The organism is Novosphingobium sp. GV079 (assembly GCF_003058045.1).
Taxonomy (GTDB): domain Bacteria; phylum Pseudomonadota; class Alphaproteobacteria; order Sphingomonadales; family Sphingomonadaceae; genus Novosphingobium; species Novosphingobium capsulatum.
Map to the genome: position 1 here is coordinate 1 of NZ_QBUE01000014.1, position 19,891 is coordinate 19,891.

A 19,891-nucleotide genomic window follows, 5' to 3' on the forward strand; every position below is an offset into this window, starting at 1 on the left:
ATATCAGTCCATGCCATTGGTCACACCATCTTCTCGCAAGGACGGCGTGAATCACAACATACTGGTATCGCTCAACAACTTTCGGATCGGGCTCTCAGACGGGCTAAAGGCACCATAATAACCTCAAGTCTCTGGTAACAACCACTGCATTGCCATTATTATAAAACCTATTGAATTTTATGCAAATTAAATAACAAATATGAGTATTATTACTTCTCCTACTGAATAACGAACTTCTGATAAATTCTATGGGATGAAATTAAGATTATTGACCCTCCTCCCGTTCTTAGGCCGCCGATAAATTAGATCCGGTGCCCTTATGGTCTTGGCGAGGGCTTGCAAACTCAGCGGGTGCCATCCCGCCAGGGCTGCCGTGCGGACGCACGGCGCTGTAGTCCGTCCGCCATGCCTCGATGATCCTTCCTGCGTCGGCCAACGACGGGAACAGGTGCTATGACGATGCCGTGTGACGATGCTGGCGCTATGGGGGTGCGGCGCTTCAAGGTATTCACTGTCGTAGGCCGCCGACGGGATTGACCGGCGGAAGTGAAGGCATCGATCGTGGTCGAGAGCTTTTCAGGCCACGAGACGGTTTGCGCGGTGGCGCGCCGGCATACGCTGAGCCCATCGCAACTGTTCACCTAGCTCCGGGAGCTGCGTAAGCAGTTCGAGGAGCGCGGTATGGCGCCGCCAGCGGCGCCGGCGCTCGAAGGCGAGTGCGGTCGAACTGGAGATCGACGGCGTGCTGTGAAGATCGGCCGTGGTGCTGATGCCGGCGTGATTGCTGCGGTGAGACTTAACGCATCAATCACAGTAAGTCGGGGTCCGGCTCAAGGCCGACCAGATGGCGCCCGACGATGACCAGGCGATTTTCGAGATCGAAAAACATGTGATTGCCGGCAGTATGGATGTCCCGCCAATAGCGCTGCAACGGTCGCGACTTGAATGTCGCGCTTCCGCCAGCGGCGGCGAGCAGCCGGTCAACCGCGTTCATGATCATGCGCCCGGCAAATGCTTCGTCGCCACGCGAGCGCAAGACCTCGTCCATCGCCGGACGGGTTCCCGCCTTGGCGTGATCGACAATGCCTTGCCAGTGCGCGGTGACCAGCGCACTGGCAGCGCGGATTTCCATATGGCTTTCAGCAAGCCGGATGAATGACAGGGGATTGTCCATCCGCAGCTTGCCGGTATGCGGGCGAATGCGTTTCTGCACACTTTCGCGGTAGGCAGCCAGGGCGCCATCCGCAGCACCGAGCAGTACGGCGCCGAAGTTGGCCGCAGTGGCCAGAAATGGCATCCGGAAGAGCCAATGGTCGTGCAGACCGGGTTCTGCTGGCGGCGCGAACATGCCTGGCCCCCAGCAGCGATGCTGCGGCACGAACACGTTGCGCACTTCCACCCGCTTGCTGCCGGTGGCACGCATGCCAACCGTGTCCCAGTTGTCTACGATATTGAAGTCGCTGCGCGGGATCAGGCCAAGGTATGACACGCCCGGCATGCCCTCAACGCGAAATCCAAGCTGGGCCCAGGCAGCATGGTCGCAACCGCTGGAAAAGTCCCATGCGCCGGTAAGCAGATAGCCGCCCTCGGTCGTCTGCGCGGTGACTACCGGCGCGAACGACGAGCAGATGCGGGTGTCGGGCCCATCGGCCCAGATGTCATCCTGCGCCTGTTTGCCGTAATAGGAAATCCCGTGCGAATGCGTGCCAACCACACCAGCGATCCAGCCAGAAGCAGGGCACACCGCAGCGAGGCGCCGCACGCCGGCCAGGAATTCGATGAAATCGACCTCGTCGCCACCATACATTGCCGGCACGAGAGCGCGGAAGACACCTGCTTGGGTCAAGGCAGCGATGCTGTCGGGATGAAGCGAACTGCGCTCATCGCCTTGTGCAGCCCCGGCGGCGATCTGCGGCAGTATCTGCTCTATCCGTGCGCCAAAGCCATCGGTCGCGACGCCATGTGAATCTGGTGGCGGCATGAGCAGGGTGTGATTCATGGGGGCTCTCCTGAACGGTGGCACCGCGCTTCATCGCGCGTTGCGGGCCGCGTTTTGTCAGGAAGCCAGACTTCAGGAAAATCGTAAGGCGTGTACGGATACATCACGTAAAATGATAGATGCCGGCATGGCGCCAGCCTTCATGCCGCGTGGACATCCATCGTGTGCAACACCCTTTCGAGCCGCGACAGCAGCCATTCGAGGCCAGGATCGGATGTCCGGTGACGATGCCATTGCGCAATTTCGATCACGGGCTTGAGCGCGAGGGGCAAAGGCAGAACCTTCAAAGGCAACATGCGTGCAAACCGTTCGGCATGGCGGCGGTGCATCACACCCATGTGCCTGCTGCCGACCAGTGCAAAAGGCACCATGGCGAACGAGGCGACCGACACCTCGATGCGGCGATGGATACCCATTTCCGCCAACTGCTTTTCATACACGGATGGGTGCGAAACGCCCCTGAATTCGGCACAGACATGGCCCATGTCGAGGAACTGGTCGAGCGTGATGCGATCGCCAATCGTCGGATTTCCGGCCCAACAGACAGCCCGCGCGTCATCCTCGAACAGCACGCGCCGCGGATGTTCCGGCCTGGCGAAACTTTCGGCAACGATCAGAAGATCGATGTCGCCACGCTCGAACATCTCCAGCGCGCTGATATCAGGGGGAAGGAACTTGAAACTGATCCCCGGCGCCTCGTTTTGAACCTGCAGCGCAAGGTCGTGACCAACGATCATCGCCACATAGTCCGAGCACCCCAGCGTGAAACACCGAACCGCGGTGGCCGGGTCGAATTCGGATGGGTTGGTAATGGTGGATCGCACCTGTAGCAGAATCGCGCGAATGGCAGGGGCAAGCTGCTGGGCCTTGCCGGTCAGCACCATGCTGCGGCCGTCTCTCGCCAGAAGCTCGTCGTTGAAATATTCACGTAGCCGCTTGAGCGCGCCACTGACCGCCGATTGGGTCAGGTTCAGGTGCTCCGCCGTGCTGGAAACGCTCTTCAATTCGATCAGCGCATCGAGCGTGACCAGCAAATTGAGATCCAGTTTGTCAAAACGCATCGCGCCACTCTCCCAGCTACGCGGATGCGTGCATCTAAGCCGGAACACCACATGCTTTTGCAACCCAAAGATTGGCGATGCCCAGCGGAGGGACGACGGCCGCCATATGGCCCGGCGCGGCTACCCGGCTCGGGAGCCGGGCCCGCCAATACCGAGCATTATCTGCATCGGCGCGCTGGTTCCGCTCAGATCGGATAATGGCCGGGCAGGGTTTCCACCGTGATCCAGCGGGTTTCGGTGAAGCTGTCGATGCCCTGGCGCCCGCCGAAGCGGCCATAGCCGCTGTCGCCTACCCCGCCGAACGGCATTTGCGCCTCGTCGTGCACGGTGGGGCCATTGATGTGACAGATGCCTGATTTGATGCGCTTGGCCAGCATCAGGCCCTTGGCCGCGTCGCGGGTGAAGATCGCTGCGGAAAGGCCGTAGTCGGTGTCGTTGGCCAGCTCAATCGCGTGGTCTTCGTCGCGGGCGCGGATGATGCCGACGACCGGGCCGAAGCTCTCGTCGCGGAACAGCTTCATGTCGGTGGTCACGTTGTCCACCAGATGGGCGGGCATGATGACGTTCTGGCTCGTCTCGCCGCTGACGAGAAGGTTCGCGCCTTGTGCGACGGCATCTTCGACCAGGGAGAGGCAATGGGCGACCGTCTTGGCATCGACCACAGCGCCCAATGGAGTCTTGCCCCGACGTGGATCGCCAGCGGTCAAACTCTTGACCTTGGCAGCGAATTTCGCGGCGAATTGATCGGCCACGGCATCGACTACGATAATCCGCTCGGTGCTCATGCAGATCTGGCCCTGGTTGAAATAGGCGCCGAACGCGGCGGCCTTGACCGCCTCGTCAAGGTCGGCGTCGGCGCAGACGACGAATGGCGCCTTGCCGCCGAGTTCGAGCAGGCATGGCTTGAGGTTTTCAGCCGCACGTTTGGCGATGATGCGGCCCACCGCCGTACTGCCGGTGAAGTTGATGCGCTTGACCTGTGGCGCGTCGATCAGCCCGCCAACGACATCGGCAGCATCCTCGGGTCGGTTGGTGACGACTTGCACCAACCCTTCCGGAAAGCCGGCAGCGGCAAAACTTTCGATGATCAGCGTGTGGGTGCGGGGGCATTGTTCCGACGCCTTGAGGATCACACCATTGCCGCAGGCCAGCGGCACGGCAATCGCGCGCACGCCCAGAATGAGCGGGGCATTCCAGGGGGCGATACCGAGGATGACCCCGACCGGCTCCTTGAGCGCCATCGCCAGGCAACCCGGTTTGTCGCTGGGAATAACCTCGCCCGCGATTTGCGTAGTGAGGGCCGCTGCCTCGCGGATCATGCTGGCACCCAGCATGTGGTTGAAGCCCGCCCAGCCAGCGGTTGCCCCGATCTCGGCCATCATCGCGGCGATGAAATCATCCTTGCGCGCCACCAAGGCATCTGCTGCCTGCATCAAAACCGTGCGCCGCGCATTGGGGCCCATCGCGGCCCATGCGGGCTGTGCGGCCGCTGCGGCCGCAGCAATCGCGGGCACGTCGGCTGCTGTCATCGCGCGCGCCGTTGATGCCACTTCGCCGGTGATCGGGTTCAAACGGGTAAAGGTCACCAGATCTTCTCCTCAAACTTTCCGGCTGACAGCTTGGGGTATAATTAGTTTGTCGTCAAACTAAAATGCTGTATCAGCGCGCCAAGGCCGTGAACGAATCGACGGCCTGGAGGAGAGCAAAAATGAGACTTGCAGGGATGGATGCACGGATATCGGCGAGCGTGACCGCGATGATCGTAGCGGGACTGTGGACCGCGTCGGCGCAGGCACAAGCGGCAGACCAGGTGCCGGATCAGGCGGCCAAGGATGCGGCCGTGGCGCAGGAGATTGTCGTGACCGGGTCGCGCGTTGCCAGCAATGGCAATGCCCAGCCAACCCCTGTTACCGTGATGTCGGCCGACCGCCTGCAGGATGCCTCGCCGCGTGGCCTGGCCGAAGGCGTGCTGTCACTGCCCAGCTTCAACGGGTCCAACTCGCGGACGGCGGGTGGTGCGGCAGCCAACGCCGGGCACAGCTACCTCAACCTGCGCGGCCTGGGCACCAACCGCAATCTCGTGCTGCTCGATGGCCGCCGCTTCGTGTCGACGCAAGATGCCGGCGCGGTCGACATCAACCTGTTCCCGCAGTTGCTGATGAAGCGCGTGGAAGTCGTGACCGGTGGGGCGTCGGCGGCCTATGGTTCTGACGCCATCGCGGGCGTTACCAACTTCATCCTCGACGATCGCTTTACCGGGCTTAAGGGCCTCGCCTCGCAAGGCATCAGCCGTTACGGGGACAGCAAGACCACCCGTCTCTCGCTGGCCGGCGGCACGTCGTTCCTGGATGGCAAGCTGCGCGTCGTTGCAAGCTTTGATTACACCAAGGACACTGGCGCCCAAGGCTACAACATCGGCGGCAAGAACCGCGCGTGGCAGCGTCTTGGCAGCTTCCTGGTCAACAACCCCAATGTGTCGCCAGCCAATCCGGCATCGCCCACCAACCCCACGCTGATCGTGGCCAACAACGTGGTGTTTCCCTATGCCACCACAGGCGGTCTGATCGTGTCGGGCCCGCTGGCGGGAACGCAGTTCCTGCCGAACGGGGCAACCGCGCCATTCACCTTTGGCACCAACCGCACGTCGGGTTCGATGTCGGGCGGGGATGGCGCCAGTCCGGTTGGAACCGGCACGCTGGAAACGCCGCTGGATGCCAAGGTGGGCTTTGTCCACGTTGCCTATGGCGACAAGGACAGCATCGAGGTGTTCGCCGAGGGCAACTATGCCCATACCTACATCACCAACAATGCCGGTGCCAACAGCTATGGCGTGAACGGCACGGCTTACACGATCTTTGCCGACAATGCCTATCTGCCGGCCAGCATCGCCTCGCAAATGGCGCCTGGCAGCAGCTTCAAGATGGGCCGCTACAACATTGACCTTGGGGTCTACCAAAAGCAGGTCGAAACCGAGGTGGTGCGCGGCGTCATTGGCGCGCGGGGCCGCATCGGTGCCAACTGGAACTGGGACGCCTATTTCCAGCATGGCCGCACGCAGGGCAACTTTACCGCCGCCAACGGCATCATCACTGCCAATCTCTACAACGCGGTTGATGCGGTGGTGAACCCAGCCACCAACCAGATCGTCTGCCGCTCGACGCTCAGCAATCCGGGCAATGGCTGCGTGCCCATCAACCTGTTTGGCGCCGGCACCCCGTCGGCCGCGGCGCGCCAGTATATTGCCGGCAATGCCTATGCCAACCAGACTGTCACGCAGGATGTGCTGGCGGCCACGCTGCGTGGGTCGCCGCTGGAACTGCCCGCCGGCAAGGTGCAGGTGGCCGTGGGCGCCGAACACCGCCGCGAAGGCCTGAAGCAAGTGGTGCCCTCGCTGGCCACCATCACCCAGACCGGCAATGGCGCGCAAGGGTTTCCCGGCAGCCTGCTGGGCACCCAGGGCGGCTATTTCCTGGGTAACTCCTCGCCGGTCAATGCCAGCTATCTGGTGGACGAAGCCTTTGCCGAAGCACAGATTCCGCTCCTGGCCGACAAGCCCTTTGCCAAGTCACTGGAACTGAACGGCGCTGCCCGCGTCACGCACTATTCCAACGCCGGCACGGTGTGGACCTACAAGGCGGGCCTGGTCTATGCGCCGTCAAGCGATCTGCGCCTGCGTGCCACGGTCTCGCACGATATTCGCGCGCCCAACCTCGGCGAACTTTACCTGTCTCAGGCGCAGACGATTGCCACGGTAATCGATCGCCAGAATGCCAATGCCTCGGCGACGGCGACGATCCAGTTGCCCGGGAACCCCAACCTGAAGCCGGAAAAATCGAACACCATCACGATCGGTGCGGTGCTCACCCCCAGCTTCTGGCGCGGTTTCAGCGCATCGGTCGATTATTACGACATCAGCATCAATGGCGCGATCACCCGCCTCAGTAACCAGCAGACGGTGGATGAGTGCGCCGCGGGCAATGCGGCCCTGTGTGCGCTGATCACACGCAATGGCGGTGCCATCTCGGTGATCTCCACGCCCAATCTCAACCTTGCCACGTTGAAGACGCGCGGCTTCGATGTCGAAATGAACTATGGCTTTGGCATCGGCACGGTGTTCGGCCAGCCGAGCCGGGTTTCGCTGCGGGCGCTGGCGTCCTACGTCACCAAGCTGCAAACCACGACGCCGGGTTCCGCGCCGATCGATCGCGCCAGCCAAACGCCCTTTCAGGGCACGGCCAGCGCCGATATCGACCTTGGCCGGCTGAATGTGCTGGTGCAAGAACGGCTGATCGGCAGCCGCGCGATCGACAGCACCTATACGCCCTCGTTCGTGGCCAACAACCATATCGGCGCGGTGTGGTATACCGACCTCAATGTCACCTATCACCTGGGCGGCAAGCTGGAGGGGGTCGATGTGTTTGCCTCGGCCAACAACCTGTTTGACAAGGCCCCGCCGCTGGGTGCCACCACCTTTGGCATTGCCCCGTCTTCCACCCTGTCGCAGTTCTATGATGTCATCGGGCTCTATATGACCGCCGGCATTCGCTTCAAGTTTTGACCCTGTTGGCTGGCGCCCTTTGTGGCGCCAGCCTTTTTCGCATGGGGAGCTTCGACCATGACCAAGATTTCAATCGCCAGTCTCGCGCTGGCCGGCGCGATGGCGCTGACCACAGTGGCCCCCCTGCAGGCCGCGCCTGCCGCATCGTGTGACCGGGCCTGCCTGATCGCGATGATGGAAAGCTATATCGACGCCATTCCCACGCACGATCGCGCTGGCCAGCCCATCGCGGCCGGCGCCAGGGAAACCGTCAACGGCCGGGTATCGCCCGCCCAATCGGACTATTTCTGGAAGCTGGTGGACGGTATCACCTATCGCCAGATCCTGGCCGATCCTTCCACCGGGCAGGTCGCCATGCTGGGCGTTGCGACCGAGGCGGGTGGCCGCGGCGCCTATTGGCTGCGGCTGGCGGTGAAGAATCGCCAGATCACCGAGATCGAGCAGGTGATCGGCGACCGGCCTGCTGGCGGTGTGCCGGGCCTTGCCGCGCCCAACCCCTATTTCGAGCAGATTCTGCCGGAGCAGAGCCGTTCCACCCGCGCGCAACTGATCGCCATTGCCGACAGCTATTTCGAGGGTTTGCAGCGCCACGATGGGGCTGGGGTGCAGTCTGCCCTGGGGTGCCGGCGCTATGAAAACGGCAACCAGACCTCGCTCAACCCGCTGGGCAACACCTGGGCCTGCAACGTAATGAGCGACTACACCTACATGGACAAGATCAAGGAGCGCCGCTTCCCCATCGTCGATGTGGAACGCGGCATCGTGGTCGGCGCCATGGTGATCGAGGTGTCAAAGCCCAAGGCCAGCGCCGCGATCACCGGGGCCGTTCCCGGCGGCCCGCAGTCCGTTGTGCCGCTGTTCAGCCGCCCGCACGACACGCTGATCCAGGAGGTTTTCAAGATCGCCGACGGCAAGATCCAAGAGATCAACGTGATCCGCCAGGACATGCCCTATCAGTGGGGCAGCGGGTGGTGATGGCCCTTATCCGAAAGACGCCGGCATGAAGATCATGGTTGTGGGGGCAGGCGCCATGGGCACCCTGTTTGGCGGGCGCTTGGCCCGGGCCGGCCATCAGGTGGTGTTCGTCGATACAGACCCCGCGCGGGTCGCGGCCATTGCCGCCAATGGCGTCTGGGAAAACGACATCCCCGCCCGTTGCGCGGCGGCGTTGCCCGGCGTGGCGCAGGGTGAGACTGATCTGCTGATCCTGTTCACCAAGGCCCAGCATACCGCCGCTGCCATGGTACAGAACGCTGGCGCGTTGCGCCCCGATGGCATGGTGCTCACGCTGCAGAACGGCCTGGGCAACGGTGTCGCGATTGCAGGCGTTGTCGGCGCTGATCGAGTGCTGGTGGGTATTACCAATTGGCCGGCCGATTTGCTCGGCCATGGGCGCATCCACGTGGCGGGCCATGGCATGGTCAAGTTCTGGAGCCTGACAGGCGCGGATACCCCCGCCATTCACCGGGTTGCCGCCGCATTGGCCGAGGCGGACCTTGGCGCGAGCGCCGAGCCTTCGGTCAAGGTCGCGATTTGGGAAAAGGTGATTTTCAACGCCGCGCTCAATGGTATCTGCGCCCTGACGCGGATGACAGTGGGCGAGGTCGGTGACTTCGCGCCCGCTCGTGATCTCGCGTTGCAGGTGGTGGCGGAAGGAATCACCATCGCGCTGGCCAACGACGTGGCGGTCGACGGTGAGAGAGTGCGCCAAGCCGTTGCCTTTGCCATGACCCATCACCGCGCCCACAAGCCTTCCATGCTGCAGGATGTGGAGGCCGGCCGCCCCACCGAAGTCGATGCCATTCAGGGTGGTTTGCTGGCCGCAGCCCACCGTCACGGCGTGACGACGCACGCACTTGCCCATTGCACCGCGCTGTTGCGCAGCATCGACCACATCGTTCGGAGTTCGTGATGTACACCACCGCCACTGCCTTTCTGGAAGCCCTTGTCGAGCAAGGCATCACGCACGCGTTCGTCAATCTGGGTAGTGATCATCCGGGGCTGGTAGAGGCGATCGCCGAAGCGCGCGCAAACGGGCGGGCCGTTCCGACCATCGTGACCTGCCCGAACGAGATGGTGGCCTTGACCATTGCCCATGGCCATACCCAGATTAGTGGTCAGCCGCAGGCCGTCATCATCCACGTCGAATGCGGGACGCAGGCCCTGGCTGGCGCGGTGCACAATGCCGCCAAGGCGCGCATTCCGGTGCTGATCTTCGCCGGTTCTTCGCCCTTTACCCAGGACGGGGAAATGCTCGGCAGCCGCAACGAGTTCATCCAGTGGATTCAGGATGTCCACGACCAGCGCGGGCTGGTGCGCGGCTACATGCGCTATGACAACGAAATCCGCACCGGCGCAAACGTCAAGCAACTGGTTCATCGCGCGATGCAATTTGCCAGGTCTGACCCCAAGGGCCCCGTCTATCTGATGGCCCCACGCGAAGTGCTGGAGGCGCCGTGCGAGCCGGTAAGCGTGGACATGGCACGCTGGCAGCCGGTGACGCCCTGCGCGCTGGCAGCGCAGGATGCGCGCTTTCTGGCCGAGCGGCTGGTCAAGGCGAAGCGCCCGTTGATCGTCACGTCCTATCTCGGCCGTAATCCGGCAGCGGTTGACGTGTTGGCGGCGTTGTGTGCCCAGGTGGGTGCGGGCGTGGTGGAATCGGTGCCCAGCTACGTCAACCTGCCGCACAACAACCCGTTCTATCTTGGCAACTACTGGAACAATCCCGAGCAGAACCCCGATCTTGCCGCTGCCGATCTGGTGCTGGTGGTAGACTGCGACGTGCCGTGGATTCCGATCAAGAACACCCCGTCCGAAGCGGCCGAAATCTATCACATCGACATCGACCCGCTGAAGGAGCAGATGCCGCTATGGTATATCGAGCCGCACCGCAGTTTCCGCGCTGATGCCGCGCAAGCCTTGCAGGCCATCGGCGATGCAGCAGCGGCACTGGACACGGATGCCGCTGCCTTGGCCGAAAAGACCGGGCACTATGCCGCGCGCAGTGCTGCGCGTCGCGCCCGCGTCGCGCAGGAAGTGTTCGCGGGCGAGGGGCTTACGATCGCCCGCCTGATGGCGGCCCTGCGCGAGCAGTTCGATGGCCAGACCATCGTGATGAACGAAGGCATCACCAATTATCAGCCGGTGTTCGATCATCTGGCCCCCGTGCGTGCTGGCAGCATGTTTGCCAGCGGCGGCGGATCGCTGGGCTGGAACGGCGGCGCGGCAATCGGGGCAAAGCTGGCCAATCCCGAAGCGACGGTGATCGCCGTGTCGGGTGATGGCTGTTATATGTTTACCGTGCCGTCCAGCGTGCACTGGATTGCGCGCCGCTATGCCACGCCTTTCCTGCAAGTGGTGCTGAACAATGACGGCTGGAATGCGCCGCGCCATTCAGCGCTTGCGGTTCATCCCGATGGGCATGCCAGCAAGGCCGCCGACCTTGATTTGAGTTTTACGCCAGCGCCTGATTACGGCGCGATTGCAGCGGCATCGGGCGGTGCGGCCAGTTTCGTCGTGGACCGCGAGAGCGACCTTGCCACCGTGCTGGGCGACGCTTTCGCCGTGTTGAAGAACGAGCGCCGCGCGGTGGTCGTCGAGGCGAGGCTGGGCTGATGGCGTTGGGAGAGGCGCCTTCGTCCGTTGCGGGGGTAATTGATGACCGACCCTGGGGCTGGCGGCAAAAGCTGCTGCTGGCGCTGGTGTCGCTCACCATCCTGCTGGATGGGTTTGACAACCAATCCTTGGGCTTTGCCTTGCCCAGCCTGATGAGGGATTGGGGCCTGCCCAAGGCGGCGCTGGGCAGCGCGCTGGCGGCTGCGCAGGTTGGCATGTTGATCGGGGCGATCAGCGGCGGCGTTGTGGGCGACAGGTTCGGTCGCAAGGCTGCCCTGGTGGCCAGCACGACCTTGTTTGGTGCGGGCACCTTGCTGATCGGCTTTGTCCACACGCCGCTGCAACTGGCAGGCTTGCGATTTGCCGCCGGCCTCGGGCTGGGGGCGGCTTTCCCCACTGTTGCCGCGCTGGCCGCAGAATTTACGCCGGCGCGCCATCGCAGCCTGGCGGTCATCCTCTCGATCGTCTGCGTGCCGCTGGGCGGCGTGGTTGGCGGCATGGCGGCATCGGCGATCCTGCCCGTGATGGGCTGGCAGGCACTGTTTGTGCTGGCCGGCGCCTGCACCTTGGCGCTGGCACTTCTGCTAATGCTGGCGGTGCCGGAATCGGTGACGTTCCTGCTCTCGAACGGCGCGAGCCCCGCGGTTGTCTTGCGCAGCCTGCGCCGGATGGGCCTGGGCGATGCGGTTTTGCCCGAACGGGCCGCAGCCCGATCGCAGGGTGCTGCCGCGCCGCTGTCGGCCGTCTGGGCCCCGGCGTTGCGCGCCGACAGCATGCTGTTGTGGGCGGCGTTCTTCTTTTCCCTGGTGTCCGTCTATGCCGCGTTCAACTGGCTGCCCACGCTGCTGGCAGAGAGCGGTCTGAGTGTGGCGCAGGCCGCTGAAGGTCTGGCGGCGTTCAACATGGGCGGGGTTGTCACAGCCCTGCTGGGGGGCGCGTTGATGGCCCGCTTCGGCTCGCGCTGGGTGATGGCGGCGATGGCGCTGGTGGCGGTTGGCGCGGCTGCGACCCTGGCCTTGCTGGCCAATGTACACCTGCCGCTTGCCGCGACATTCGCGCTCATCGCGATCGAGGGCGGCTGCGTGAACGGGGTCCAGACCAGCCTCTATGCCTTGGCGTCGAACATCTATCCGGCGCCAACCCGCGCGCGCGGCGTGGGCATGGCAACCGGGATTGGCCGGCTTGGCGCGATTTCCAGCGCGTTGCTGGGGGCAGTGGTGGTTGGCGCGCTCGGCATGGCCGGCTTTCACTGGGCGATCGCAGGGGTGATGGTGGTGGTGTTGGCAGCGATTGCCCTGATCGTGCGCCATGTGCCATCCCGGTGATTGCTCGGCATTTCCGCCAAGCTTGACTCCGCCGTGCCAGCCGTGCGACCGATCCGGACCGTCTGCCGGATTTGGGACCATTGATGCCGCGATGTAGTTGCTGTCATGTTGATTCGGCGCTCGTTGTGCGGGTCACGCCAGCGGTGGTCCATGGCCGGTAAGAAGCGGCGCGGTGAAGCGGCCGTAGCTACCGAAGACAGGCAATGGACGCGCGGGCTCGACGACGTCATCGCCTATCATCTGCGCCGCGCGCAGGAGGCATCGTTTGCCGCCTATTCCCGCAGCATTGGCGAAATCCGCATCTGGCCGGGCTGGTATGCCCTGCTGCGGATCATTTACGACAACCCCGGCATCAACCAGACCGAACTGAGCGCGGCCAGCGGGCGCGACAAATCCACCCTGACCGCGTCCTTGCGTGAACTCGGCAAGGCAGGGCTGGTCGAGCGCGAGCGCGACGAGATCGACCGCCGCAATTTCCGCCTCAAACTGAGCGCGGCTGGCGAGGCCCAACTCGCCGAGCTGGAACTCAAGGCAGCGGCCCACAACGCCAGGATCGACAGCATCATCGGGCCAGAGCATCGCGATCTGTTCCTGGCGCTTCTCAAGGAACTGTCAGCCCGGCTCTGACCAGATCGCGCTGCGTGGGTCGATCGGAGTTGCACGCTATGCACCACCGCATTGGGCCAAACGGCCCTGGCAATGCTTGCTCTCACTTGGCGGGGCAGTGCATGTTTCTGGTGTTTCATAGTAAGCGCCAACGGAAGGCGGCGTTGACGCGGCGTCGGGCTGCCGCGCAGCAGCGCTTGTACTTCATGCCCCAGCCGCGTTTCGACCTCTCTTGCCAGTCTGCATGGCGCGGAGAGCGGGTTTCTTGTCCTCGCGCATGAGCGCGAGCTTGCGCATTCCAACTAGGGCGCAGGGTATGAGGGCTGCGTGCTCATCGCGGATTGTGTTGGCGTCGTCGCGTTCATCGCACGGCTCGCCGATGTCCATGAAGCCGGTGAACAGGGCAACGAGCGTGGCGGTTCGTTCGTCCTCGGCGATCACCGACCAGTAATCCGGCGCCAGCTTCATGGCGCTCCAGAAGCCCCTGCCCCAGGTCCTGACCTTACGTGGTCTGGCTTCTGACCCGGCTCGCAGAAGGCGGGGGAGAAGCCTGGCCAGCCTTTGGCGAAGCTTGCCTCGGTAGCCTTGTGATGGGCCAGGACCGTAACAAGGCCCTGCTCGATCCGGGCAGGATCGACCGCAGACCGTTCTCGCCACAGACCCATATCCGCCTTTCTGGACAGCGATCGCGGCTTCGTCCGCGCCCGCGAAGCCGCGATCGCAAGAGTTCAAAATGACGCGATCGTCGGAGGAATATGTCCGGCTTCTGCGGATCGCCGAGGTGAAGCGATGCGTGAGCATCGGCAAGAAGCGGATACACCGGCTTATCAAGCGGGTGGATTTTCTTTTCACATTAGCACTTTTCAGCGCTTGCCGGTATTCCGCTCAGACACGCTCTAGCAGAACCGCCAGCCCCTGCCCCACGCCGATGCACAGGAACGCTAGGGCATAGCGGCCCTGCTTGCGGTGCAGTTCCTCCACTGCGGTCATCGCGATCCGTGCACCAGACATGCCCAGTGGGTGACCCAGCGCGATCGCCCCGCCGTTGGGATTGACGCGTGGATCGAGCGGATCGATGCCAAGATCGCGCAAGGTAGCGATCGCCTGGCTGGCAAAGGCTTCGTTCAGTTCGATCACGTCGAGTTGGTCGATCCGCAGCGCGTGGCGGGCCAGCACCTTGCGCGCCGCCTCGATCGGGCCGACGCCCATGATGCGCGGCGCGATGCCGGCGGCGGCCATGCCGATGACGCGGGCGCGCGGTGTCAGGCCATGCGCCGCAGCCGCTGCCTCTGTCGCAACGAGCATGGCTGCGGCGCCATCGTTAAGGCCCGATGCATTGCCCGCCGTCACCGTCCCGCCAGGCTTCACAACGGGCTTGAGAGCGGCGAGCGCTTCCAGCGTCGTGGCGCGCGGATGCTCGTCTGCATCGAACAGGATCGGCTCGCCTTTGCGCTGCGGGATCGCGACGGACACGATTTCGGCGGCAAAGCGCCCGCTGGCCGTGGCGCGATGTGCCTTTTCCTGGCTGGCCAGGGCAAAGCGGTCCTGGTCCTCGCGGCTGATCTGCCATTGCTCGGCGACGTTCTCGGCCGTCTGCGGCATGGTATCCACGCCATAGGCCGCCTTCATCGCGGGGTTGATGAAGCGCCAGCCCAGCGTGGTGTCCTCGATCTTCTGGTCGCGCGCGAATGCGCTATGCGCCTTGCCCATGACGTAGGGCGAGCGCGTCATACTCTCGACGCCACCCGCGATAAGGAAATCCGCGTCCCCCGCACGGATCGCCTGGGCTGCCATGCCCAGCGCGTTGAGACCGGAACTGCACAGCCGGTTGACGGTAACCCCCGGCACCGTTTCGGGCATGCCCGCCAGCAGCACGGCCATGCGGGCCACGTTGCGATTGTCCTCGCCCGCCTGGTTGGCACAGCCAAGCAGCACATCGTCCAGTTCCGCCCAGTCTGCCCCCGGGTTGCGCGCCATCAGCGCCTTGAGCGGCACAGCCGCCAGGTCGTCGGCGCGGATGGTGGCGAGCGATCCGTTGAGCTTGCCGATCGGGGTACGGATGGCGTCGCAGATGAAAGCATCGGGCATGCGGTATCAGCTTTCCAGAAAGGCGGCGATGGTCGCGGCCAGCGGCTCTGCCGCCTCTAGCGGAGCCAGGTGCGCCGCTGCCAGCGCAACATGGCGCGCGCCGGGAATGCGCGCAACCAGGTGTTCGCCATGGCCCTCGAACGGCGTCGAGGTGTCGCGCGTGCCGGTCACTACCAGCGTCGGACAGGCGATGGCGTGGAGCCGGTCGGCCAAGGCCATGTCGCGAATGGCACAGGCACAGCCGGCATAGCCTTGCGCGTCCATGGCAAGCAGTTGACGCCGCACCGCTTGATAGATGGCCGGATCGGCAGCATCGGACAGGAAACGCCCCATCGCCAGATCGACGATTCCGGCCATGCCTTGCTCGCGCACGGTGGCAACGCGGTTGTCCCACGCGACGCGGTCCATCGTTGCCGAAGTGCAGATCGGCAGCAAGGCCCTTACCCTGCCCGGCGCGCGCAGCACAAGTTCCATGGCGACCATCCCGCCGAGCGAAACACCCGCCACGGCAAAGCGCGCAAATCCAACGGCGGCGGCTGCGGCCAGCACATCGTCTGCCAATTGCGCCAGGCTGTAGTCCCCCGGATCGGCCAGCGAAGCTCCATGGCCGCGCGTATCGATCCGCAGCAGCGCGAAGCGATCGCGCAAATGCGGCAGGACGGCGTCCCACAGGTCCATGTCGGTGCCGATGCTGTTGAGCAGAACGAGTCCGGGCGCCTCGTCGCGCCCGTCGTGCTTGATGTATAGCCGGGCGCCAGGGCGCGCTAGGAACGCCATGCCATTTCCTTTGATGCGATCGGTGCGTGCTCTGACGCGGTCAGGGAAAGCGCCAAGGGCGCTGCCGTCTTGGCCAGCACCTCCGCCTCGGTTACACCGGGCGCGCATTCGATCAGGTTAAGCCCGCCCTTGCCGCGATCGACCGCCAGGACAGCAAGATCGGTGATGATGAGGTCCACCACCGCCTTGCCGGTGAGCGGCAATGTGCAGGCAGGCAGGATCTTGGGGCTGCCGTCCTTGGCAACGTGATCCATGACCACGACCACACGCTTGACCCCCGCAACCAGGTCCATCGCGCCGCCCATGCCTTTCACCATCTTGCCCGGGATCGTCCAGTTGGCGAGATCGCCCTGGGCCGATACCTCCATCGCGCCAAGCACGGCCATGTCGATGTGGCCGCCCCGGATCATGGCAAAGCTGTCTGCCGAAGAGAAGAAACTGCTGGTCGGGAGCGCGGTAACGGTCTGCTTGCCGGCATTGATCAGGTCAGGGTCTGCTTCCCCGTCATAGGGAAAAGGTCCGATGCCCAGCATGCCGTTTTCAGACTGCAGCGTTACGTTCACACCGGGCGGCACATGATTGGCCACCAGAGTGGGAATGCCGATGCCCAGGTTCACGTAATATCCGTCGCGCAGTTCGCGCGCGGCGCGGGCGGCCATCTCGTCGCGGGTCCAGGCCATCATGCACTCTCCCGCTGACGCGTGGTCAGCTTCTCGATGCGCTTCTCATTGATCGTGGCGAGGACGATCCGGTCGACGTAGATGCCCGGTGTGTGGATGCCATCGGGGTCGAACGTCCCTTCAGGCACGATTTCCTCCACTTCCACCACGGTCACTTTGCCGGCCGTCGCCATGTTGGGGTTAAAATTGCGCGCCGTCTTGCGATACATGAGATTGCCCGCGGGGTCCGCCCGCCAGGCTTTGATGATCGAGAGGTCCGCCCGCAGCCAGGTCTCTCGCACATATTCGGCGCCTTCAAACACGTCCACCGGCTTCCCCTCGGCCACGACAGTGCCGACCCCGGTTTTCGTGTAAAAGGCCGGAATGCCCGCGCCGCCGGCGCGGATCCGCTCGGCCAGCGTCCCTTGCGGGTTCAGTTCCAGTTCCAGTTCGCCAGACAGGTACTGGCTCTCGAACAACTTGTTTTCGCCGACATAGGACGAGATCATCTTCTTCACCTGCCGGCTTTCCAGCAGCATCCACAGGCCAAAGCCATCGGCACCGGCATTGTTGGAAATGATCGTCAGATCCTTGACCCCGCGTTTGCGGATTTCGGGGATCAGGCTTTCGGGATTGCCCGAAAGCCCGAACCCGCCCGACATGATGGTCATTCCATCAAACAGAAAGCCATCAAGCGCAGCGGCAGGATTGGCGTAGATCTTGTCCATGTCGTATCGAAACCTTTAGCCGAAGAATGCGCGTTATCCGCCCTGGCGGTGCGTTATGCCGCATCCACTGGTTCGGCCGCAGCGCGCGCGCGGGCAGAAAAGCCTTCGTCCTCGGCATCGCTCGCCCGCTGCAACTGGAAATCGAAAGCGATATATGCCGCATCACCCTGGCGATTGGGCACAGGCAGCAGGCCTTCGCGCGTGCCAAAGGCAAAATCGTCGGCTGCAAAGGGGTCGTCGCCGAAATTGATCTGGGTGGTCAAGGTGCGATAGCCCGGTGCCTCGATAAAGAAGTGCACGTGCGCCGGGCGATTGCCATGCCGGCCCAAGGCCTGCATCAGTTGGTCCGTTGCGCCACCGGGCGGCACCGAATAGCCGCTCGGCTGCTTGGAATGAAACGCATAGCGCCCGTCCTTGCCCAGCTTGATGCGCCGGCGGTTGTTGAACGGGGTCTGTTCGCCAGTTGGATCGAAGTGCGAATACCACCCTTGGCTGTTTGCATGCCAGACATGCACGATCGCATTCTCCACCGGCTCGCCATCGGGGCCGGTCACCGCGCCGCTCATGTAGAGGGTGTGGGCGCCTTCGTCGGGATCGACCGTCAGCGCGGCATCGCCTTCCACCAGCGGCGCACCGGCCACATAGAGCGGCCCCTCGATAGTGCGCGGCGTGCCGCCAACCCGCCCGGCTTGCGTGTCCTTGGCATCCAGGAACAGGTCGATGAAATGCTCAAGCCCGATGCCCGGAACGATCAGCCCGAGTTCGCCGGAACCTTCGGCAAGATACTTCACCGCCAGCCAGAATTCGCTCTCCGACACGTCATGCTTGACGATCACGGTCATGGCGCTTTCGATAAGGTCGCGCATGATAGCCTTGAGACGCGGGTTGCCACCGCTTTCCTCGATGCCCGCCGCGCGATCGAGCAGCTTCTGGACTTCTGGCGATTTGACGAAGCTGGTGTCCATGTTCACTCTCCTGGATGTCTTTTATGCCCGGTTTTCGTACGCTGCGCTCAGCGATCGTCGTCGTGGAGCGACGAGGGATGCCGGCACAGCGGGGTCACTTTGATGGTCATGAACGGAAACAGCGGCAGCGCCATCAGCGTGTCATGAAGCGCGGCATTGCTCTCCACATCGAAGATCGAGACGTTCGAATAAAGCCCCACCTTGCGCCAGATGTGGCGCCAGGTCCCTGCCGCCTGAAGCTGCTGGGAATAGGCCTTTTCCTCGGCCTTAATCCGCGCCGCCTCGTCAGCATCGAAGCCCAGCGGAATGTTGACGTCCATTTCCACCATGAACAGCATGGGTTTCAGGCTCCTGCACTGACGGGATGAAGACGCGGCCCGTCGCGGTCGCGCCGGAAGAAGGCGAGCTTGTCCTCGTCAAAAGCGATGCCAAGCCCTGGCCCGTCGGGCACGCCCAACGAGAAGTCGCGATAGTCGAGCGGCTCGCGCAGAATCTCTTCGGTCTGCAGCAGCGGGCCGAACAACTCGGTTCCCCAGGCCAGATGCGGGATGGTGGCAAAGACATGGGCCGAGGCGGCCGTACCGACACTGCCTTCGAGCATCGTCCCGCCATAGAGACCGATGCCTGCGGCCGCGGCGATTGCCGCAACTTCGGCCGCAGCAAACAGCCCCCCGGATTGGGCGATCTTGAGCGCAAACACATCGGCCGCGCCGGCCGAGGCGATGCGCAGTGCGCTGCGCGGCCCGTGCAAGGCTTCGTCGGCCATCAGCGGGATCGTCTGCTGCGCGGTCAGGCGGGCCATCGCCGCGATGTCATCGCCCGCGATCGGTTGCTCGACCAGATCGCAGCCCACATCGTGCAGCATCGCCATGCCCAGGCTGGCCTGCGTTGCCGACCAGTTCTGGTTCACATCGACGCGAATGCTGGCGCGATCGCCCAGCGCCTTGCAGATCGCGCCGACGTGGGCAACGTCATCGCGCACCGCACGCTTGCCGATCTTGAGCTTGAAGATGCGGTGCCGGCGCCGATCGAGCATTTCCTCACCCTCGGCAATGTCGCGCCCGGTATCGCCGCTGGCCAGGGTCCAGGCCACGGGCAGCCGATCGCGCCGCGCTCCCCCGGAAATCAGCGCCGAGCCCGGCACGCCAAGCCGTTTGCCTGCGATGTCGAGCAAGGCGGATTCCACTGCGCATTTGGCAAAATGGTTGCCGCGCACACTGGCGGAAACCTTGGCCATGGTCGCGCCGACCTGCGCGATATCGCAGGTTTTCAGCACGGGCAGGATATAGGTGTCTATCGCCGACTTGATGCTTTCGGGGCTTTCCGGGCAATAGCTGAGACCACCGATCGTCGTGCCCTCACCCACGCCTTCGATGCCGTCGGCGTCGGTCAGGCGCACGATCACCATCGATTGCGCGTGCATTGTCGCCATGGCCAGGACATGCGGGCGGATCGTCGGCACATCGACAATGAAGGTATCAGCCCGACTCAGCGTTGCCATTGCAGAAAT

At 63.6% G+C, this 19,891-nt stretch carries 19 protein-coding genes; 7 read left to right on the top strand and 12 right to left on the bottom strand.

The window, feature by feature from the left end; genetic code table 11:
• Positions 1–286: 286 nt before the first annotated feature.
• A complete protein-coding gene (locus C8K14_RS23250; protein ID WP_107717646.1) occupies positions 287–448 on the bottom strand; it encodes an integrase core domain-containing protein in 162 nt (53 codons plus the stop codon).
• Between the two features lie 98 nt (positions 449–546).
• Between C8K14_RS23250 and C8K14_RS23255 the strand changes: the two genes are divergently transcribed.
• Positions 547–645: a transposase gene (locus tag C8K14_RS23255; RefSeq protein WP_107717648.1), complete on the top strand. Its 99-nt coding sequence runs from the start codon at positions 547–549 to the stop codon at positions 643–645.
• 163 nt (positions 646–808) lie between these two features.
• Here the strand turns inward: C8K14_RS23255 and C8K14_RS16390 are convergent, their stop codons facing one another.
• From C8K14_RS16390 to C8K14_RS16400, 3 genes are all read right to left on the bottom strand, one after another.
• Positions 809–1,999, bottom strand: coding sequence for an acyl-CoA dehydrogenase family protein (locus C8K14_RS16390; RefSeq protein ID WP_233251117.1), 1,191 nt, complete (start codon positions 1,997–1,999; stop codon positions 809–811).
• 140 nt (positions 2,000–2,139) lie between these two features.
• A complete protein-coding gene (locus tag C8K14_RS16395) occupies positions 2,140–3,060 on the bottom strand; it encodes a LysR family transcriptional regulator (protein WP_107717651.1) in 921 nt (306 codons plus the stop codon).
• Positions 3,061–3,245: 185 nt separating this feature from the next.
• Entirely contained in the window at positions 3,246–4,646 is a 1,401-nt protein-coding gene (locus C8K14_RS16400) for an aldehyde dehydrogenase (protein ID WP_107717653.1), read from the bottom strand.
• A 170-nt stretch (positions 4,647–4,816) separates the two neighbouring features.
• Between C8K14_RS16400 and C8K14_RS16405 the strand changes: the two genes are divergently transcribed.
• The 6 genes from C8K14_RS16405 (at position 4,817) to C8K14_RS16430 (ending at position 13,185) form a co-directional block, all read left to right on the top strand.
• On the top strand, positions 4,817–7,618 hold the full coding sequence (locus C8K14_RS16405) for a TonB-dependent siderophore receptor (protein WP_233251124.1): 2,802 nt from the start codon (positions 4,817–4,819) through the stop codon (positions 7,616–7,618).
• A 57-nt stretch (positions 7,619–7,675) separates the two neighbouring features.
• A complete protein-coding gene (locus tag C8K14_RS16410; RefSeq protein ID WP_022676226.1) occupies positions 7,676–8,593 on the top strand; it encodes a hypothetical protein in 918 nt (305 codons plus the stop codon).
• A 34-nt stretch (positions 8,594–8,627) separates the two neighbouring features.
• Positions 8,628–9,530 carry a ketopantoate reductase family protein gene (locus tag C8K14_RS16415; protein WP_255420072.1) on the top strand — a complete coding sequence of 301 codons (903 nt, stop codon included), beginning with the start codon at positions 8,628–8,630 and terminating at the stop codon, positions 9,528–9,530.
• The gene (locus C8K14_RS16420; protein ID WP_022676228.1) at positions 9,530–11,233 is read left to right on the top strand and encodes a thiamine pyrophosphate-requiring protein; all 1,704 of its coding nucleotides are present in this window, start codon (positions 9,530–9,532) and stop codon (positions 11,231–11,233) included. Before C8K14_RS16415 ends, C8K14_RS16420 begins: the two co-directional genes overlap by 1 nt.
• Positions 11,233–12,558, top strand: a complete 1,326-nt coding sequence (locus tag C8K14_RS16425) for an MFS transporter (protein ID WP_107717659.1) — start codon at positions 11,233–11,235, stop codon at positions 12,556–12,558. Before C8K14_RS16420 ends, C8K14_RS16425 begins: the two co-directional genes overlap by 1 nt.
• A gap of 150 nt (positions 12,559–12,708) precedes the next feature.
• A complete protein-coding gene (locus tag C8K14_RS16430; RefSeq protein ID WP_022676230.1) occupies positions 12,709–13,185 on the top strand; it encodes a MarR family winged helix-turn-helix transcriptional regulator in 477 nt (158 codons plus the stop codon).
• 183 nt (positions 13,186–13,368) lie between these two features.
• Here the strand turns inward: C8K14_RS16430 and C8K14_RS16435 are convergent, their stop codons facing one another.
• From C8K14_RS16435 to C8K14_RS16470, 8 genes are all read right to left on the bottom strand, one after another.
• On the bottom strand, positions 13,369–13,632 hold the full coding sequence (locus C8K14_RS16435) for a hypothetical protein (protein WP_107717661.1): 264 nt from the start codon (positions 13,630–13,632) through the stop codon (positions 13,369–13,371).
• 417 nt (positions 13,633–14,049) lie between these two features.
• Positions 14,050–15,252, bottom strand: coding sequence for a 3-oxoadipyl-CoA thiolase (gene pcaF / locus C8K14_RS16440; protein WP_062786770.1), 1,203 nt, complete (start codon positions 15,250–15,252; stop codon positions 14,050–14,052).
• A gap of 6 nt (positions 15,253–15,258) precedes the next feature.
• A complete protein-coding gene (locus C8K14_RS16445; RefSeq protein ID WP_107717663.1) occupies positions 15,259–16,029 on the bottom strand; it encodes an alpha/beta fold hydrolase in 771 nt (256 codons plus the stop codon).
• Positions 16,017–16,709 carry a 3-oxoacid CoA-transferase subunit B gene (locus C8K14_RS16450; protein ID WP_107717779.1) on the bottom strand — a complete coding sequence of 231 codons (693 nt, stop codon included), beginning with the start codon at positions 16,707–16,709 and terminating at the stop codon, positions 16,017–16,019. The genes C8K14_RS16445 and C8K14_RS16450 overlap by 13 nt, the downstream gene beginning before the upstream one ends.
• Positions 16,709–17,416 carry a CoA transferase subunit A gene (locus tag C8K14_RS16455; protein WP_107717665.1) on the bottom strand — a complete coding sequence of 236 codons (708 nt, stop codon included), beginning with the start codon at positions 17,414–17,416 and terminating at the stop codon, positions 16,709–16,711. Before C8K14_RS16455 ends, C8K14_RS16450 begins: the two co-directional genes overlap by 1 nt.
• A gap of 53 nt (positions 17,417–17,469) precedes the next feature.
• Positions 17,470–18,381 (bottom strand): dioxygenase, encoded by a 912-nt coding sequence (locus tag C8K14_RS16460; protein WP_107717667.1) that lies wholly within the window; start codon positions 18,379–18,381, stop codon positions 17,470–17,472.
• A gap of 47 nt (positions 18,382–18,428) precedes the next feature.
• Complete coding sequence (gene catC / locus C8K14_RS16465; protein ID WP_022676236.1) at positions 18,429–18,719, bottom strand: muconolactone Delta-isomerase; 291 nt, start codon at positions 18,717–18,719, stop codon at positions 18,429–18,431.
• Between the two features lie 5 nt (positions 18,720–18,724).
• Positions 18,725–19,882, bottom strand: a complete 1,158-nt coding sequence (locus C8K14_RS16470) for a muconate/chloromuconate family cycloisomerase (RefSeq protein WP_107717669.1) — start codon at positions 19,880–19,882, stop codon at positions 18,725–18,727.
• Positions 19,883–19,891: the final 9 nt, after the last annotated feature.

Bases quoted from the DNA above. Each gene is read 5' to 3' on its own strand.
- catC (WP_022676236.1), bottom strand. From the start codon at position 18,719: ATGCTGTTCATGGTGGAAATGGACGTCAACATTCCGCTGGGCTTCGAT.
- C8K14_RS16445 (WP_107717663.1), bottom strand. From the start codon at position 16,029: ATGGCGTTCCTAGCGCGCCCTGGCGCCCGGCTATACATCAAGCACGAC.
- C8K14_RS16415 (WP_255420072.1), top strand. From the start codon at position 8,628: ATGGTTGTGGGGGCAGGCGCCATGGGCACCCTGTTTGGCGGGCGCTTG.
- C8K14_RS16430 (WP_022676230.1), top strand. From the start codon at position 12,709: ATGGCCGGTAAGAAGCGGCGCGGTGAAGCGGCCGTAGCTACCGAAGAC.
- C8K14_RS16450 (WP_107717779.1), bottom strand. From the start codon at position 16,709: ATGGCCTGGACCCGCGACGAGATGGCCGCCCGCGCCGCGCGCGAACTG.
- C8K14_RS16470 (WP_107717669.1), bottom strand. From the start codon at position 19,882: ATGGCAACGCTGAGTCGGGCTGATACCTTCATTGTCGATGTGCCGACG.
- C8K14_RS16405 (WP_233251124.1), top strand. From the start codon at position 4,817: ATGATCGTAGCGGGACTGTGGACCGCGTCGGCGCAGGCACAAGCGGCA.
- C8K14_RS16420 (WP_022676228.1), top strand. From the start codon at position 9,530: ATGTACACCACCGCCACTGCCTTTCTGGAAGCCCTTGTCGAGCAAGGC.
- pcaF (WP_062786770.1), bottom strand. From the start codon at position 15,252: ATGCCCGATGCTTTCATCTGCGACGCCATCCGTACCCCGATCGGCAAG.
- C8K14_RS16390 (WP_233251117.1), bottom strand. From the start codon at position 1,999: ATGAATCACACCCTGCTCATGCCGCCACCAGATTCACATGGCGTCGCG.
- C8K14_RS16455 (WP_107717665.1), bottom strand. From the start codon at position 17,416: ATGGACAAGATCTACGCCAATCCTGCCGCTGCGCTTGATGGCTTTCTG.
- C8K14_RS16395 (WP_107717651.1), bottom strand. From the start codon at position 3,060: ATGCGTTTTGACAAACTGGATCTCAATTTGCTGGTCACGCTCGATGCG.
- C8K14_RS16460 (WP_107717667.1), bottom strand. From the start codon at position 18,381: ATGGACACCAGCTTCGTCAAATCGCCAGAAGTCCAGAAGCTGCTCGAT.
- C8K14_RS16435 (WP_107717661.1), bottom strand. From the start codon at position 13,632: ATGAAGCTGGCGCCGGATTACTGGTCGGTGATCGCCGAGGACGAACGA.
- C8K14_RS16425 (WP_107717659.1), top strand. From the start codon at position 11,233: ATGGCGTTGGGAGAGGCGCCTTCGTCCGTTGCGGGGGTAATTGATGAC.
- C8K14_RS16410 (WP_022676226.1), top strand. From the start codon at position 7,676: ATGACCAAGATTTCAATCGCCAGTCTCGCGCTGGCCGGCGCGATGGCG.